General features: G+C 59.4%; 22 protein-coding genes. 1 reads left to right on the forward strand and 21 read right to left on the reverse strand.

Going from position 1 to position 15,631, the window contains the following annotated elements:
- Positions 1–10 precede the first annotated feature (10 nt).
- From rplR to ACWICV_RS05970, 8 genes are all read right to left on the reverse strand, one after another.
- Entirely contained in the window at positions 11–382 is a 372-nt protein-coding gene (rplR, locus tag ACWICV_RS05935; RefSeq protein ID WP_105657654.1) for a 50S ribosomal protein L18, read from the reverse strand.
- 2 nt (positions 383–384) lie between these two features.
- Positions 385–921, reverse strand: a complete 537-nt coding sequence (gene rplF, locus ACWICV_RS05940; RefSeq protein WP_105657655.1) for a 50S ribosomal protein L6 — start codon at positions 919–921, stop codon at positions 385–387.
- A gap of 20 nt (positions 922–941) precedes the next feature.
- Positions 942–1,340: a 30S ribosomal protein S8 gene (rpsH, locus tag ACWICV_RS05945; RefSeq protein WP_013349671.1), complete on the reverse strand. Its 399-nt coding sequence runs from the start codon at positions 1,338–1,340 to the stop codon at positions 942–944.
- 57 nt (positions 1,341–1,397) lie between these two features.
- Positions 1,398–1,967, reverse strand: coding sequence for a 50S ribosomal protein L5 (gene rplE / locus ACWICV_RS05950; protein WP_038992189.1), 570 nt, complete (start codon positions 1,965–1,967; stop codon positions 1,398–1,400).
- Entirely contained in the window at positions 1,967–2,311 is a 345-nt protein-coding gene (gene rplX, locus ACWICV_RS05955; RefSeq protein WP_013349673.1) for a 50S ribosomal protein L24, read from the reverse strand. Before rplX ends, rplE begins: the two co-directional genes overlap by 1 nt.
- Positions 2,312–2,313: 2 nt before the next feature.
- Positions 2,314–2,685 carry a 50S ribosomal protein L14 gene (gene rplN, locus ACWICV_RS05960; protein ID WP_013349674.1) on the reverse strand — a complete coding sequence of 124 codons (372 nt, stop codon included), beginning with the start codon at positions 2,683–2,685 and terminating at the stop codon, positions 2,314–2,316.
- 512 nt (positions 2,686–3,197) lie between these two features.
- The gene (locus ACWICV_RS05965; RefSeq protein ID WP_400288520.1) at positions 3,198–4,115 is read right to left on the reverse strand and encodes an endonuclease/exonuclease/phosphatase family protein; all 918 of its coding nucleotides are present in this window, start codon (positions 4,113–4,115) and stop codon (positions 3,198–3,200) included.
- Positions 4,116–4,257: 142 nt separating this feature from the next.
- Positions 4,258–4,764 carry a VOC family protein gene (locus ACWICV_RS05970; RefSeq protein ID WP_332730658.1) on the reverse strand — a complete coding sequence of 169 codons (507 nt, stop codon included), beginning with the start codon at positions 4,762–4,764 and terminating at the stop codon, positions 4,258–4,260.
- A gap of 72 nt (positions 4,765–4,836) precedes the next feature.
- Between ACWICV_RS05970 and ACWICV_RS05975 the strand changes: the two genes are divergently transcribed.
- A complete protein-coding gene (locus ACWICV_RS05975; RefSeq protein ID WP_402470524.1) occupies positions 4,837–5,625 on the forward strand; it encodes a helix-turn-helix domain-containing protein in 789 nt (262 codons plus the stop codon).
- Here the strand turns inward: ACWICV_RS05975 and ACWICV_RS05980 are convergent.
- From ACWICV_RS05980 to ACWICV_RS06040, 13 genes are all read right to left on the reverse strand, one after another.
- Positions 5,622–6,041 carry a RidA family protein gene (locus ACWICV_RS05980; protein ID WP_454090619.1) on the reverse strand — a complete coding sequence of 140 codons (420 nt, stop codon included), beginning with the start codon at positions 6,039–6,041 and terminating at the stop codon, positions 5,622–5,624. The genes ACWICV_RS05975 and ACWICV_RS05980 overlap by 4 nt on opposite strands.
- Before the next feature lie 99 nt (positions 6,042–6,140).
- The gene (rpsQ, locus tag ACWICV_RS05985) at positions 6,141–6,428 is read right to left on the reverse strand and encodes a 30S ribosomal protein S17 (protein WP_105657660.1); all 288 of its coding nucleotides are present in this window, start codon (positions 6,426–6,428) and stop codon (positions 6,141–6,143) included.
- Positions 6,428–6,691, reverse strand: a complete 264-nt coding sequence (rpmC, locus tag ACWICV_RS05990; protein ID WP_105657661.1) for a 50S ribosomal protein L29 — start codon at positions 6,689–6,691, stop codon at positions 6,428–6,430. The genes rpsQ and rpmC overlap by 1 nt, the downstream gene beginning before the upstream one ends.
- A gap of 2 nt (positions 6,692–6,693) precedes the next feature.
- Positions 6,694–7,110, reverse strand: coding sequence for a 50S ribosomal protein L16 (gene rplP, locus ACWICV_RS05995; RefSeq protein ID WP_105657662.1), 417 nt, complete (start codon positions 7,108–7,110; stop codon positions 6,694–6,696).
- Positions 7,111–7,893 carry a 30S ribosomal protein S3 gene (rpsC, locus tag ACWICV_RS06000; RefSeq protein ID WP_013349682.1) on the reverse strand — a complete coding sequence of 261 codons (783 nt, stop codon included), beginning with the start codon at positions 7,891–7,893 and terminating at the stop codon, positions 7,111–7,113. It lies immediately after the preceding gene.
- Positions 7,894–8,259 (reverse strand): 50S ribosomal protein L22, encoded by a 366-nt coding sequence (gene rplV / locus ACWICV_RS06005; RefSeq protein WP_013349683.1) that lies wholly within the window; start codon positions 8,257–8,259, stop codon positions 7,894–7,896.
- Positions 8,260–8,318: 59 nt separating this feature from the next.
- Positions 8,319–8,600: a 30S ribosomal protein S19 gene (gene rpsS, locus ACWICV_RS06010; RefSeq protein WP_013349684.1), complete on the reverse strand. Its 282-nt coding sequence runs from the start codon at positions 8,598–8,600 to the stop codon at positions 8,319–8,321.
- A gap of 12 nt (positions 8,601–8,612) precedes the next feature.
- Positions 8,613–9,452, reverse strand: a complete 840-nt coding sequence (rplB, locus tag ACWICV_RS06015; protein WP_105657663.1) for a 50S ribosomal protein L2 — start codon at positions 9,450–9,452, stop codon at positions 8,613–8,615.
- A gap of 31 nt (positions 9,453–9,483) precedes the next feature.
- Positions 9,484–9,786: a 50S ribosomal protein L23 gene (gene rplW / locus ACWICV_RS06020; protein WP_013349686.1), complete on the reverse strand. Its 303-nt coding sequence runs from the start codon at positions 9,784–9,786 to the stop codon at positions 9,484–9,486.
- Positions 9,783–10,385: a 50S ribosomal protein L4 gene (rplD, locus tag ACWICV_RS06025; RefSeq protein WP_105657664.1), complete on the reverse strand. Its 603-nt coding sequence runs from the start codon at positions 10,383–10,385 to the stop codon at positions 9,783–9,785. The genes rplW and rplD overlap by 4 nt, the downstream gene beginning before the upstream one ends.
- 4 nt (positions 10,386–10,389) lie before the next feature.
- The gene (gene rplC / locus ACWICV_RS06030; protein ID WP_013349688.1) at positions 10,390–11,040 is read right to left on the reverse strand and encodes a 50S ribosomal protein L3; all 651 of its coding nucleotides are present in this window, start codon (positions 11,038–11,040) and stop codon (positions 10,390–10,392) included.
- Positions 11,041–11,060: 20 nt separating this feature from the next.
- Positions 11,061–11,369, reverse strand: coding sequence for a 30S ribosomal protein S10 (gene rpsJ / locus ACWICV_RS06035; protein WP_013349689.1), 309 nt, complete (start codon positions 11,367–11,369; stop codon positions 11,061–11,063).
- 398 nt (positions 11,370–11,767) lie between these two features.
- The gene (locus ACWICV_RS06040) at positions 11,768–15,514 is read right to left on the reverse strand and encodes a hypothetical protein (protein ID WP_400400515.1); all 3,747 of its coding nucleotides are present in this window, start codon (positions 15,512–15,514) and stop codon (positions 11,768–11,770) included.
- Positions 15,515–15,631 lie beyond the last annotated feature (117 nt).

Here is a 15,631-nt window from a genome sequence, read left to right on the forward strand (position 1 = left end):
GTTGCTTCGCTCACAGTGCCAGCCCACCTTCACGTGCGCCGTCAGCAACAGCAGCCACGCGACCGTGGTACTTGTTGCCACCGCGGTCGAAGACAACTGCTTCGATGCCAGCAGCCTTGGCGCGCTCTGCAACGAGCTCACCAATGCGCTTGGACTTTGCGGTCTTGTCGGCATCGCTTGCGCGAAGATCTGCTTCCATGGTCGATGCGCTGGCCAGGGTGATACCCTGCGAGTCGTCTACGATCTGTACGAAGATGTGACGAGCCGAGCGGTTGACAACCAGGCGTGGACGAACGGAGGTACCAACGATGTGCTTGCGCAAACGCTGATGACGACGACCGCGCTGAGCGGACTTGCTCTTGCCCTTGATTCCGATAGCCATGATTACTTACCAGCCTTTCCGACCTTGCGGCGGATGATCTCGCCAGCGTAGCGAATGCCCTTGCCCTTGTAAGGCTCGGTCTTGCGCAGCTTGCGGATGTTAGCGGCAACTTCACCGACGTGCTGCTTGTCGATACCGGCAACGGTGATCTTGTTGTTGCCCTCGACCGAGAAGGTGATGCCTTCAACGGCAGCAACCTTCACTGGGTGCGAGTAGCCCAGAGCAAGCTCCAGCTCGGCACCCTTAGCCTGTACGCGGTAACCGGTACCGTGGATTTCGAGCTTCTTCTCGTAACCATCGGTTACACCAGTGATCATGTTGCTGATCAAGGTACGGGTCAGACCGTGCAGCGAACGAGCCTCGCGGGAGTCGTTCGGGCGGCTGACGGTAACAGTGTTCTCGTCCTTGGCAACGGTGATTGGAGCCTTAACGGTGATCGAAAGTTCACCCTTAGGACCCTTGACGGCGACCAGCTGGCCGTCGACGTTCAACTCAACGTTGGCAGGTACGGAAATCGGAAGACGTCCAATACGTGACATTGTATGTTTCCCCTTTCCCGTTACCAGACGTAGGCGAGGACTTCCCCACCCACGCCCTTCTTTGCAGCCTGACGGTCAGTAAGCAGACCGGAGGAGGTGGACAGGATAGCGATACCAAGACCACCGAGCACGTGAGGCAGGTTGGTGGACTTTGCGTAAACGCGAAGACCTGGCTTGGAGATACGGCGTACGCCAGCGATCGAACGCTCGCGCGATGGGCCGTACTTCAAAGTGATAGTCAGAGTCTTGCCGACTTCTGCTGCTACTTCCTCGAACGAGGCGATGTAGCCCTGTTCCTTGAGGATGTTAGCAATGCGCACTTTCAGCTTGCTCGACGGCATCGACACAGTGTCGTGGTAAGCCGAGTTGGCGTTGCGCAGACGAGTCAGCATATCTGCGACTGGATCTGTCATAGACATGTGGGCTTCAGCCCTTCCTCGTTACGGTTTCCTTAGCGGACCTGTAACGTAGTGAGATTAGTTGTTGGTCTTGAATGGGAAGCCCAGAGCCTTAAGCAAGGCACGGCCTTCGTCATCAGTCTTGGCGGTGGTAACGACAGTGATGTCCATACCACGTACGCGGTCAACCTTGTCCACATCGATTTCATGGAACATCGACTGTTCGGTCAGACCGAAAGTGTAGTTGCCATTGCCATCGAACTGGCGGTCGCTCAAGCCGCGGAAGTCGCGGATACGAGGCAGTGCCAGGGTGATCAGGCGGTCGACGAATTCCCACATGCGATCGTTACGCAGGGTGGTGTGGGTACCGATTGGCATGCCTTCGCGCAGCTTGAACTGTGCGATCGACTTGCGGGCCTTGGTAACCACTGGCTTCTGACCGGTAATTGCGGTCAGGTCGCGTACGGCGCCTTCAATGAGCTTCGAGTCCTTGGCTGCTTCGCCAACACCCATGTTCACGACAACCTTGGTCAGGGATGGTACCTGCATTGGGTTGGCGTAGTTGAACTGCTCCTGCAGGGCAGGGCGGATGTCAGCTGCGTACTTAGCCTTCAGACGTGGCTGGATCTTGGTGGCTGCTTCAGTCATTACAGATCCTTTCCGGAAGCCTTGGCGTAACGAACGCGTACAGTCTTGGACACGCCGTTCTTTTCTACGGTTTCCTCGCGGAAGCCGACGCGGGTTGGCTTCTTGGTCTCTGGGTCAACCACTGCAACGTTGGAAACGTGCACTGGAGCCTCGACAACCTCGATGCCGCCGGTGGTCGAACCGGATTCGGTCTGACCTGCCTTGGTGTGCTTGGTGACGCGGTTAACGCCTTCGACCAGCACGCGGTTGGACTCGGTAATGACCTTCAGGACCTTGCCCTGCAAGCCACGTTCCTTGCCAGCGATGACCTGAACCAGGTCACCCTTCTTGATCTTTGCGCCCATGGTTACAGCACCTCCGGAGCCAGCGAAACGATCTTCATGAACTTCTTGTCACGAAGCTCGCGGCCCACTGGGCCGAAAATACGAGTACCACGAGGATCGGCAGCGTCACCCTTGAGGATCACTGCAGCGTTCTCGTCGAACTTGATGTAGGAACCGTCTGCACGACGGATTTCCTTCTTGGTGCGAACGACGACTGCCTTTACGACGTCGCCCTTCTTTACGTTGCCGCCAGGAATTGCATCCTTGACGGTAGCGACAATGGTGTCGCCAATGCTTGCGTAGCGACGCTTCGAGCCACCAAGAACACGAATGGTAAGGATTTCCTTAGCACCAGTGTTATCGGCAACCTTAAGTCGCGACTCCTGCTGAATCACTTCTTACTCCTGTCGTCTCGCTGGTTCTCATGAATGAGCCTTGCGGAACGGATATGGTCTCCACGATACGTATCGCTTACCCCCACTGGCGCGGGCGCACCGAATGCTGATCCCAAATGCCGGCAGGGCCGAGGCGTAAAATATCGAGGCTGCACTTGCGCGGCCAAACGGATTTGGACCGCACTGCATTATGTCGAAGGTGGATAGTCCCCGGGCATGATGCGCACAGATTCTTAAGTCTAGCCTAGAGTGGCGCGAATCCGAAATGGTGTGGTAAGAGAAAAGCGAGCGTCGTTCGTCACACCAAGGACACCGCAGATTCGCTGAATTTCGGGGTTTTGGTACTGCCATCCAGCTGGGCAACTGGTCGCTTGCGGTGGCATCAGAGTGCCATTCGAGGTAGCCCATGCGCCACAGAAGATAAAAAGCGGCTGAATCGCCAAAAGTGAAATTATTTTTCGGTCAGCCCTGGGCAGCTCCAGCATCCGGCCGTCACCGGCAGGAATCATTGCTCAGCGACGGAATTCGACCGTGGCGCTCACCGCAAGATGATCCGAGCCGTCGATGATGTGAGAAGAAGAGCCCGTGATGGACAGGCCCCTCGCCACGATATGGTCAATGCCGATCAATGGCGGGAAGCTCCGGCTGGCTGGCCAGGTCGCGCGGGGCCAGATTCCATCAGCCTGCGCATACCCGTGTCCCAGGGCACGGAATCCTGGATGGGAGCGAACTGAGTTGAAGTCGCCAGCAAGGATAACGGGATGATCACGCTGCTGATTCGACCAGTCGATGACTGCTTCCAAGCCCTGCCTCCATCGTTGCGCATCGCCAACCGGCGGATAGACATGGATGCCGGCCACCCGCACGATCCCACCGGGTGCCTGCACATCGGCAACCGGCAAGGAGTACCAACCGGTGTCCGCTGAATCCAGATCGGTGGAGCGTTCCTGCAATGGGTACTTTGAGAAAATCACGGTATCCCGTTCTCCCCCGGCGGGTGCCTCTTGGCTCCGATAGCCAAATCCATCCAGCGCGTCCAGCCCTGCGAGTTGCTGGTGCATTGGTTCGCTGGTTTCAACAAGGACGAGAATCTGCGGATCCGTGTCCCTGATCAGTTCAGCGAGCTGCGCCGGATTCGCTCCTGCCTTCAGGGCATTGAACGATAGGAGAACCAGCTCGGAGCTGCCGTTTCCGGTCTGGCCAGCGGGAGAGCTCCATTGCACGTTGGGCAGTGTACCGCAGAGCAGGAACACCAGCACGAACCCGCTGATGAGCCATTGCTTGCGCAGTAGCCCGATAACCAGAACCACTGCCGGGAAGAGCAACAGATATGGCTGGAATGCCTGAAGCTTGGGAATCAATCCTGCACCGGGGAAACCCAGATACGGGAGTATGCCAATAGCTAGGGAAGCAACAAGAAGCGAACCCATAGGCCATCCCAGGGAAGGTTTTCGGGCACGCGTCATCGTCATCATCATCCGAGCCTATTCGAAGCAGATGACAATTCCGGCAAGGACACTTCCGCCTAGGTACGATAGCGGCTCGATGCGATTGCGACTGCCCTTGGCTTCTTCATGACTGCTGCGAGGCCCACTGCGCGACGCGCTGGGCGCTCTCTTCCAGCGACAGGTCTTCCACCCTGGACATGATGGACCAGCGCACACCGAAGGGATCCAGAATCGAAGCGAAGCGGTCACCCGAGACGAAGTTGCCCAGTGGTTCTCGGATACTGGAACCGGCAGCCTCGGCCCTGGCCACCACCTCATCTGCGTTTTCGCAGTAGAAACCCAAGGAATAGCAGGCATTCGGCGAAGCTGGCGGGCTGACTAGTCCGTAGGCCGGCGAAGGTTCCCCGATCTGCAAACGGCCATTGCCGAATGCAATTTCTGCATGCACGACAACGCCTCCCATTTCGGTGGAATCTACCATTGTCGCACCGAATACTTCTTCATAGAATCCCAGCGCTGCCCTTGCGTTGGGCACAGCCAAGAATGGCGTCAGACTGGTGAATCCATGAGGGACACCGGCAGTTGTATGCATTCCCGTCACACCTTGCGTGACTTCATCTTGATTTTCCATGTCCCTAGGCTAAGTCTGTGTGGCACGCTGGTTCTTGTAGATATGCGACAACCTGCACGGGTGGTAGAGGCCATGGAATCAGCACCGGATCCGCGAGGCGTTCTCTATCCTGCCCGGCTACCGGCAATCGAGCGATTCTCCCCCGGTCCAGGACTGCAGGAATTGGTCTCCTGGTTTTGGCTGGTGGATTGGAACATCGCGCCCGGACGTACCTCACGGCAAGAACTCCTGCCCTTTCCGCAAATGAATCTGGTTATTGAGCCAGGAGGCATTACGCTTTCCGGCCCGGCCAGCGGCGCTTCGCACCGCGACCTGGCCGGGAGCAGTTGGGCAGTCTCCGCCTTGTTGCGCCCAGCGGCTGCGCAGGCTCTCAATGTGTCCCCCGCAGAGATGCTGGACCAGGAAATCCAGTTCAGCGCACCTGGGCTGCTGGCCTCGATAACAAGGATGAAGACTCAACCCGGCCACGGGAACTCCGGTTCGGCCTGTGCCGAGCTCTTCGATTCGTGGCTCACCGCTCACCTTCCAGCAGCCACAAGTTCTGGCCTCCAAGCTAATAAGCTGCTCGACACCGTCGCAGCGGAGCGCGGAATCGTAAGGGTCTCCCAACTGGCCCATCGCTTGTCGCTCAGTACACGCAGTCTGCAACGGATTTCGGAAAGGTATTTGGGACTGGCTCCGCTGGCGGTGATTCGGCGGTACCGTTTGCAAGAGGCTGCTCATCGGCTGCGCGCAGACACTGCAGTTTCTATCGCTGGCATCGCAGCGGAAATGGGGTATGCGGATCAAGCCCATCTAGCGGCAGACTTCCGCAAAGTCTTGGGCTACTCCCCTGATACCTATCGAAAGGGCCGGACCTAGTCCGGCAGTACCGCCGCCACGGCACTGATTTCAACCAGCGCACCTGGCACACCGAGCTTCGCGACGAAGGCTGCAGACACCAGGGGTGGTTCAGTGGCTGCCAACTGTTCGCCTATGGCTCCATAGACGCTGATGACGTCGGTTCCTTCCACCAGCAGCACGTTCCACTGCACAACATCCTGAAATCCCGCGCTGGCCGCCGCCAGTGCGAGCTTGGCGTTTCCCAGTGCCTTGGTCGCCTGCGTTGCGGCATCCCCGGCTCCGATCAGATGCCCTGTGCCGTCTACAGCGTTCTGCCCGCCAACATAGATAGTCGTGGCACCCGGCGGGACGATGGCTACGTGGCTGAAAGCTGGGGAGTTGACAAGGCCAGCGGGACGCAGTTTCCTGATCTGTTCCATAGTCCAGTGTGGCATTTTATTCACTGCTTTTTAAGACAGAAATGCCCCGAACTCTTCTTGCGAAGTGTTCGGGGCATTCTTCAATCACGAGATCCGTGAAATCGAAGCGAAAGCTTACTTAGCCTTCTCCACGATCTCAACGAGACGCCAGCGCTTGTCAGCAGACAGCGGGCGGGTCTCAGCGATGACAACCAAGTCGCCGATGCCGGCGTCGTTGTTCTCGTCGTGAGCCTTCACGTTCTTGTTGCGACGCATGACCTTGCCGTAAAGGGCGTGCTTAACACGGTCCTCAACGTCAACGACGATGGTCTTCTGCATCTTGTCAGATACCACGTAACCACGGAGGGTCTTGCGGTCGTTACGCTCGGTAGCGTTATCCACACCGTTCTCCTTCTCGCTCATTACTTGGAATCCTTCTTGGTTTCTTCAACCGGAACAACGACATCCTGACGAATGCCCAGCTCGCGCTCGCGCAGCACAGTGTAAATGCGTGCAATATCGCGCTTGATGGTCTTCAGGTTCCCGTGGGAATCCAGCTGGCCGGTAGCCGACTGGAAACGCAGGTTGAACAGTTCTGCCTTGGCCTTCTTCAATTCCTCGTTCAAACGAGCGGTATCGAAGCCGTCCAGGGACTCAATGCTAAGGTCTTTCGAGCCGATAGACATCCCTATTCACCACCTTCACGACGCACGATGCGTGCCTTCATTGGCAGCTTGTGGATTGCAAGACGCAATGCCTCTTTAGCTACCTCTTCACTGACGCCACCGAGTTCAAACATGACTCGTCCTGGCTTTACGTTGGCGACCCACCACTCCGGCGAACCCTTACCGGAACCCATGCGGGTTTCGGCAGGCTTCTTGGTAAGCGGACGGTCTGGGTAGATGTTGATCCAGACCTTACCGCCACGCTTGATGTAACGGGTCATGGCGATACGAGCGGCTTCGATCTGACGGTTAGTCACGTAAGCCGGGGTCAACGCCTGGATGCCGTACTCACCGAAAGCAACGGTGGTACCGCCCTTGGCAGCACCCGAACGCTTTGGGTGGTGCTGCTTGCGGAACTTCACACGACGTGGGATAAGCATTTAAGCCTGTCCTCCTTCCGCAGCCGGAGCTGCAGCGCCCTTGCGATCGTTACGACGACGGCGTTCGCCGCCACGTGGACGGTCGTTGCCGCCACCGCGGCCGCCACGAGCTGGAGCAGCAGCCTGCTGTGCAGCCAGTTCCTTGGCGGTTACGTCACCCTTGTAGATCCAGACCTTCACGCCGATACGGCCGAAGGTGGTCTTGGCTTCGAACTTGCCGAAGTCGATGTTCGCGCGCAGGGTGTGCAGTGGCACACGGCCTTCGCGGTAGAACTCCTTGCGGGACATTTCTGCGCCGCCAAGTCGACCGGAGCACTGAACGCGGATGCCCTTGGCACCAGCGCGCATTGCCGACTGCATTGCCTTCTTCATCGCACGGCGGAAAGCCACGCGGGAAGCAAGCTGCTCGGCGATGCCCTGGGCGACCAGCATGGCCTCCATGTCAGGGTTCTTGACCTCGAGGATGTTCAGCTGAACCTGCTTCTTGGTGAGCTTTTCCAGCTCGCCACGAATACGGTCAGCTTCTGCGCCGCGACGACCAATGACGATACCTGGACGTGCAGTGTGGATATCCACACGTACGCGGTCACGGGTACGCTCGATCTCGACGCGGGCGATGCCAGCGCGATCCATGCCGTTAGACAGCAGGGCGCGGATCTGGACATCTTCCTTCACGTAGTCAGCGTAACGCTGGCCTGGCTTGCTGGAATCAGCGAACCAGTGGGAAACGTGATCGGTGGTGATGCCGAGACGGAAACCGTTCGGGTTAATCTTCTGTCCCATTTAGTTCTCCCCACCCTTCTGCGTGGTTGAAACAACCACAGTCACGTGGCTGGTGCGCTTCTTGATCTGGAATGCGCGACCCTGTGCACGCGGCTGGAACCGCTTCATGGTCGGACCTTCGTCAACAAACGCTTCGCTGATAAACAGCTCGTCCTCATTGAATGCTTCACCTGCGCGGTCCGCGGCGGCACGGGCGTTAGCCACTGCCGATGCGACAACCTTGTATACCGGCTCCGAAGCTGCCTGTGGGGCAAACTTCAAGATGGCCAGTGCTTCGTTGGTCTGCAGACCACGAACAAGGTTGACGACGCGCCGGGCCTTCATAGGCGTTACGCGGATGTGACGCGCAATTGCCTTGGCTTCCATTGCTATCCTTCTCTCGTCTATCGAAGAAGTGCTAAGCGATACTAGTACCCTTGCGGGGCCTAGCGGCGCTTGCCCTTCTTGTCGTCCTTCACGTGGCCACGGAACGTACGGGTTGGGGCAAACTCTCCGAGCTTGTGTCCAACCATCGATTCGGTTACGAACACAGGAATGTGCTTGCGACCGTCGTGTACGGCGATGGTGTGTCCCAGCATGTCCGGGATGATCATCGAACGGCGGGACCACGTCTTGATGACGTTCTTGGTGCCCTTATCGTTTTCAGCAACGACCTTTAGGAACAGGTGCTGATCGACGAAGGGGCCTTTCTTCAGGCTGCGTGGCATGTTTCCAGGCTCCTATCGCTTGTTCTTGCCGGTCTTGCGGCGACGCACAATGAGCTTGTCGCTTTCCTTGTTTGGACGACGGGTGCGTCCCTCACGCTTACCGTTAGGGTTGACCGGGTGACGACCACCGGAGGTCTTGCCCTCACCGCCACCATGTGGGTGGTCAACTGGGTTCATGACAACACCGCGAACGGTTGGGCGTACGCCCTTCCAGCGCATACGGCCGGCCTTGCCCCAGTTGATGTTGATCTGCTCAGCGTTGCCAACTTCGCCGATGGTTGCGCGGCAGCGCACATCAACGTTGCGGATTTCACCCGAAGGCAAACGCAGCTGGGCGTAGCGGCCCTCACGGGCTACCAGCTGGATCGATGCACCAGCGGAACGAGCCATCTTAGCGCCGCCGCCTGGGCGAAGCTCAACAGCGTGAATCACGGTACCAACCGGGATGTTACGCAGTGGCAGGTTGTTGCCTGGCTTGATGTCGGCGCTTGCGCCGGCCTCAATTGGGTCACCCTGCTTGAGGTTGTTCGGTGCGATGATGTAGCGCTTGGTGCCGTCCACGTAGTGGAGCAGTGCGATACGAGCGGTACGGTTCGGGTCGTACTCGATGTGAGCGACCTTTGCCGGAACGCCGTCCTTGTCGTGACGACGGAAGTCGATAACACGGTAGGCGCGCTTGTGTCCGCCACCCTTGTGACGGGTGGTGATCTTACCGGTGTTGTTACGGCCGCCTGACTTGGTCAGGGGACGAACCAACGACTTTTCCGGAGTCGATCGGGTGATTTCTGCGAAGTCGGCTACCGACGAGCCGCGAAGGCCCGGGGTAGTCGGCTTGTACTTACGAATTCCCATTATTAATATTCCTCGTTAAAGTGGTCTCCGCTTAGGAAAGCGGACCGCCGAAGATGTCAATCGAGCCGTCCTTCAAGGTGATGATGGCGCGCTTGGTGCTCTTGCGCGATCCCCACCCGAAGCGGGTGCGCTTGCGCTTACCAGCTCGGTTGATGGTGTTTACGGAGTCAACCTTGACGTTGAAGATCGCTTCAACGGCGTACTTGATTTCCGACTTGTTGGAGCTTGGTGCCACCTCGAAGGTGTACTGACCTTGATCGATCAGACCGTAGCTCTTTTCCGATACGACAGGTGCGATGACCACGTCGTGTGGAGCCTTTGAGAACGCGCTCACTTGGCTTCCTCCTTCTGGACCAGGGCATCGAAGGCAGCCTTGGTGAAGACTACGTCATCCGAAACCAGAACATCGTAGGTGTTCAGCTGGTCGACGTACAGAACGTGCACATTGACGAGGTTGCGAACCGAAAGGGCTGCAACATCGTTGGCGCGATCGATGACGACAAGCAGGTTCTTGCGCTCGGTGAGCGAACGCAAGGTAGCCAGAGCATCCTTGGTCGAAGGCGTTTCGCCAGCAACCAAGTTCTCAATCACGTGAACGCGATCGAAGCGTGCGCGATCAGACAGGGCGCCGCGCAGTGCAGCAGCCTTCATCTTCTTCGGGGTACGCTGCGAGTAATCACGTGGGGTTGGACCGTGGACAATGCCACCGCCGGTCATGTGCGGAGCACGGATCGAACCCTGACGGGCGCGGCCGGTACCCTTCTGCTTGAACGGCTTGCGACCTGCACCCGAAACCTCGGAGCGGTCCTTGGTCTTGTGGGTACCCTGGCGGGCAGCAGCAAGCTGTGCAACGACAACCTGGTGCAGCAGCGGGACGTTGGTCTGTACGTCGAAGATCTCTGCAGGCAGTTCGACGTTAAGTGCCTTAGTCATTTACTTATGCTCCCTTCACGGCGTTGCGTACGAGAACGACGCGGCCGCGGGCGCCTGGAACGGCACCCTTGATCAGCAGGAGGTTCTTCTCAGCGTCGATAGCGTGAATGGTCAGGTTCTGAGTGGTAACACGCTCAGCACCCATGCGACCAGCCATCTTCTGTCCACGGAAAACGCGACCTGGGGTCGATGCGCCGCCGATGGAACCTGGCTTACGGTGGTTCTTGTGAGCACCGTGCGATGCGCCAACACCGTGGAAGTTGTGACGCTTCATAACGCCGGCGAAGCCCTTACCCTTCGAGGTGCCTACGACGTCGACCTTCTGGCCGGCTTCGAAGACCTCTACGGAAAGTTCCTGGCCTGCGGTGTACTCGGCAGCGTCTGCAGTGCGCAGTTCTACCAAGTGGCGACGTGGGGTGACGCCAGCAGCCTCGAAGTGACCAGCCAGTGGCTTGGTGACCTTGCGAGGATCGATCTGGCCGTAGCCGATCTGAACTGCGGTGTAGCCATCGCGCTCTTCGTTGATGAGCTTGGTGACAACGTTGCTATCAGCCTGCACGACGGTGACAGGGATCAGGTTGTTGTTCGAATCCCAAACCTGGGTCATGCCGAGCTTCGTGCCCAGCAGGCCCTTGAAATTACGGGTTGCGGTCATAGTTTTCTCGCCACCTCCCCTTAAAGCTTGATTTCGATGTTGACATCCGCTGGCAGGTCGAGACGCATCAGCGAATCAACAGCCTTCGGGGTCGGATCGACGATGTCGATCAGACGCTTGTGCGTGCGCATTTCGAAGTGCTCACGGCTGTCCTTGTACTTGTGTGGCGAACGGATAACGCAGTACACGTTCTTCTCCGTTGGCAGCGGCACTGGGCCGACTACGGTTGCGCCTGCGCGCGTGACCGTCTCAACGATCTTCCGGGCCGAAACGTCAATGACCTCGTGGTCATACGACTTCAGCCGGATGCGGATTTTCTGTCCCGCCATGGCGTCATGCCTCTTTCTGTTAGCACTATCTAAAGTTTCTGTGCCTATATACGGGTCCTTGCAGACCGGCACGCCTTGCTCTGCGGCTGAATCCGGATCAGATCCGGGTTCCTCACCCGCAGGAGGCTCCGACCCCCGCGCTCGGGCGTGTCGTGAAATTTTCAGTCACAACACTCCCACAAAGTTTTCACTTTATCGAAGGGCCTTATAGTTTGAAGCAGTCGTATCGATCCCGAACCCCAGGCATTATCCTGCGTGAGAGTCGATCCCGGTCGTTCAAACCAGACCGGTTACCCCATAAATGGGGACCGGGTTGCATTGAAGCAACTTATCTAGTCTGACAGGTCGGCAACGATCGCGCAAATCTTTTATGCCTATCCGCGCCCGTGATCTTGACCTCACACCTGGCGCGGCCCGTCCTGCCCGGACGGCTCCTGCCCCGCAGGGATCGGTGGATCAACAGGGTTTTGCGGCCTCACCGGCAGCGAATTCTGCTTGTCGACCTTCACCAGCTTGAAGACCGCGGCCGCAATCAGCCCCAAGCCAATGACCACCAGCCAGAGGAATGCCAAATCGCGCAGGAACCACAAGACGGACAAGGTGATAGCCGCCGCACCCCACCAAATGAACAACCGCTCCCCCAGCTTCAAGCCCCAGGCCACCAATCCACCGAAGAAGACCAGGCCGATCGCCTGCGCAACACCATTGGATTGGACCAGTGCGGCGAGCAAGGCCAGGCTGCCGGCCACCGAGGCGGCCAGCAGGTATGCCCTCTCCAATCGCGCGTTGGCCCTGATATTGCGCCACGCGACCAGCACTACTGCAACAATGCAGGCGTAGGCCGCCAAGTTGCTGGCCCGCGGTGTGCCAAGGATCTGGGCATAGCTGCCCAGCGCCAGCAGCGCGCCCAGGAGGATGAAGCCGTCCACCGCGTAGGGCACCAGCCGCCGCGGAAGTTCAAAGAGCCGCACCAGCACCGCAACGCCGAAGACCAGCAGCGCTCCGCCAGCCACCTGCCAAATCGCACCGCCATCCAGATGGGCGATGCCACCGGCCAGCAACAGGGCCAGGAGCATTGCCGCGAAGTACAAGCGCGAGGAGCTGCCGGGCGGATCGGCATGGAGGTAGCCGGATTCCGGATAGCCGGGAATTGGATCCTTCATTCGCCCATGGAAGATTGCCAGCAGGTACAGCGCGAGGCCCGCGCCAACCAGCGCCCATGCGGCATCCATCGGTGCTAGCACCACTGCCCCACCGGCTTGCCGCACCTCGAAGACTGCACGCAGGATAGCGACGCACAGCATGATGGCGGCTCCGGCCGCGTACCAGGCGCTCTTGCGCGTGTGCACCAGCAGGATGAAGCCGAGGGCCAGCAGCAGGTGCGCACCCACTGCCCACCACGACCCCGCCTGCCACGCGGCGGCCCACGCCGCCGGAAGGAAGATGGCCAGGCCCAGGGCTATCGAGTACGACTTGTTGGCGCGCAACCGCCGTTCAAGCACGAGTGCCGCCAGGCTCAGGGCCAGCAGCATGGCGCAAGCAACCTGGGAACTCCACCACGTAGAGCGGACCCATCCGGTCGCATCTTCCATGGCCAGTGCCGGAATGCTGATCAGCAGGATCAGTGCCAGGATCGGGGCAAATAGATAGAGCTGTCGCTTGGCCACCGTCAAGCTGGTCTCGGCCTTGAACGCGGCCAGCCCGTGCAGCCCGAAGAATAAGCAGGCCAAGAGGATCGTTCCCCGATCCATGCCGCCCGCGAACTGCCCGTAGGGCAGCGTCGCCAGTGGAATGCCAGCCAGCAGTCCCACTGCCATCCAGCGCAATTCCCGGCGCAGTGCTTTGCCGTCGCGGATGCTAGCCAGCAAGCGGAGCAGCTGCGGGACGGCTATCGAAACCAGCAGCAGGCAGAACCGGCCATGGATGTCGAATTCCATGCTGTAGGCAATCCACCACACCATGGAACTGAAGAGCACTTGGGCCAACGCTGCATAGAGGATCTTCCACCGCGTATTTGTGCTGCGGCGCAAGCTCCAGATGAAATAGCCCAAGGTTGCCGCCCCGATGAGGATTGCCAGCGGCCAGATCTCCTTGCCGAAGCTGAGCGCATAAAGCCCCATCAGCAGGCAGGCCGCAACGACATTGATCGGCTGTTCCAGCTCGGGGCGCTGTGCAGGAATATCGCGAAGCCGCCAACCCGAGGCAATGACCAGGCCAACTGCGAGCACAAGGCCAGTGATGAACCACGCCAGCCCGCCGATACCCAGGAACACCACGGTGCTTTCGCTGGCGTAGGAATAGTCGCCAGCGGTTGTCAGCAGGCGCAGGCTGAAGAGCAGCACCACGCCAAGCAAAGCCGAAGCGCCCACCCGTCCCAGCCGGTGCCCCTGCGCCATGCCGGAATCCAGCACGGCACGGCTCGCCAGATTCGCCGCCCACAAGATGAACAGCACGAAGAGCACCGCAATCAACGGGGATGAGCCGTCAGGATTTCCATAGTCCCCAGCCGTGAGCTCATCAAGCGCAGCACCAAGCACGCCTGCGCCAACCAGGGTAACGACCCAGCGCGCATGGAGCGTCATTTCCCTGCGCAGGTTCCGGGCGTTGCGCTGAGCCAGCGAAAGCCCGAGCAGGGCCAGGGCGAATACCACCAGCGGGCGCCAACTGTGGTTCTGCATATCTACCAGCGCCACCAGGGGAAGAACCGCGATGACTCCAACTTCCAGCTTGGCGCTGCGCAGCAAGCCGGGAATGCCCAGCGCCATGAAGATCGGAACCGCGATGTAGCTGAGCACGAAGGCCTCGAAGCCCTGCGCGTAGAGAAACGCGCCGATCACCGAAGCCACCGCTAAGCACCACAGCACCGCACGTTCACTTTGCAGGTGCCTGCGTGCCAATCCCAGCCTCTGCTGGTAGCCGGTGGAGCAGAGCAATACCGCTACGGCTTGGAGCCCGAAGGCGAAGGCGAGCACCAGCCAGCTGCTCGTTGCGGAGAAACCGAGGTAGTTGCAGCCGGCCACGAGCATCGCCATGAAAGCAGCGCGGGCAGCGTAGGTGCGCAGCAGCCGCAGGTTGGGCAACAGCCTGACGCTGAGCAGCAACTGGGCGGTGAGCAACGCGAAGATCCAGAACAAATCCCGGCTGGCGAGCATCTCCAAGAGGATCACCGAGAGCGCAAAGACAAACGCAGGCAGCAGCTGCGCGGTGCCGTGCAGGGCCCGGAAGAAGATTGAGTGGCGGATCCTTTCGCTGCGTACCGCCAAGAGCATCAGCGCAATTGAGAGCACCAGCAGGATCAGCATGTAGTAGAGGACGCCACGCTGCATCGCGGCCGCGCCGGCCATGGCGCTGCTGACCAGAATCAGCACGGCAACCCACGCCAGAACACGGGACTTGAACGTCAGTGTTGCGTAGCCCACGGCTAATGTGCCGATGGCTGAGAAAACCAGCCAGGTCGCCGGGCCGGATATGTTCACCGTGCTGTAGGTAGCGATGGCGCACAGCGGCAACAAAGCCAGCCCGGTGCCGGCAAAGGCGGCTCCTGCCGGACGCAAGGACGGTTTCACTGCGAAGGTGACCAGGCCTCCGCCGTAGAAAGCGGCAGACAGCAGGAATAAGGCGATGAGCTTTGACAGTGGCGGAAGCGCGAAGCTCAGGAAGAGTGCGCCGGCGGCAACGATCATCAGGGCCGCGACGTACAGCGTGATGTTGATGTTGCGCAGTTCGCGCTCGCGTTTGGTGAGCACCTTGATTGGCTTAACCGGTGCAGCAGGCTGGAGAGTGGCCGTGGGGAGCGGCGCGCGGTACGCGGGGGCAGCACCGGCCGCCGATGGCTGGAGGTATGGCTGGCTGGAAGGTGCCATCGATGCGGCCGGCGCTGCATCTTTGCGGCTTGCAGGCTGCGCTTCGAGCGGCTGTGCGGGGACCCCCGGCGCTTGGGCAGCAGCCGGTGCCGAGGCACCCGGCGGCCCGGGTTGCCCCAGGTACTTCACTGCCTCGTCGTAGCCTTGCTGCCACGCTTCGCCCAGCGCATCAAGCTGCTGCTGGCTTTGCGATTTATCCCGACTCCCCTGGCGCCGGCCGAGGCCGAAAGCCAATAGGACCAAGATGATAGAAACGATGATCCAGCCCATCATTGATGCCACTCCCCCACTTAGCGAATTGTCGCGCCCTCCAATTAGACCACCTTCTAGATATATTCACTAGCTGAGGCTCGTATTTAACGAAAAAAATCCCCCAGCACAAAAGTGCTGGGAGATTCT

This window comes from Glutamicibacter sp. NPDC055354 (genome assembly GCF_053644955.1).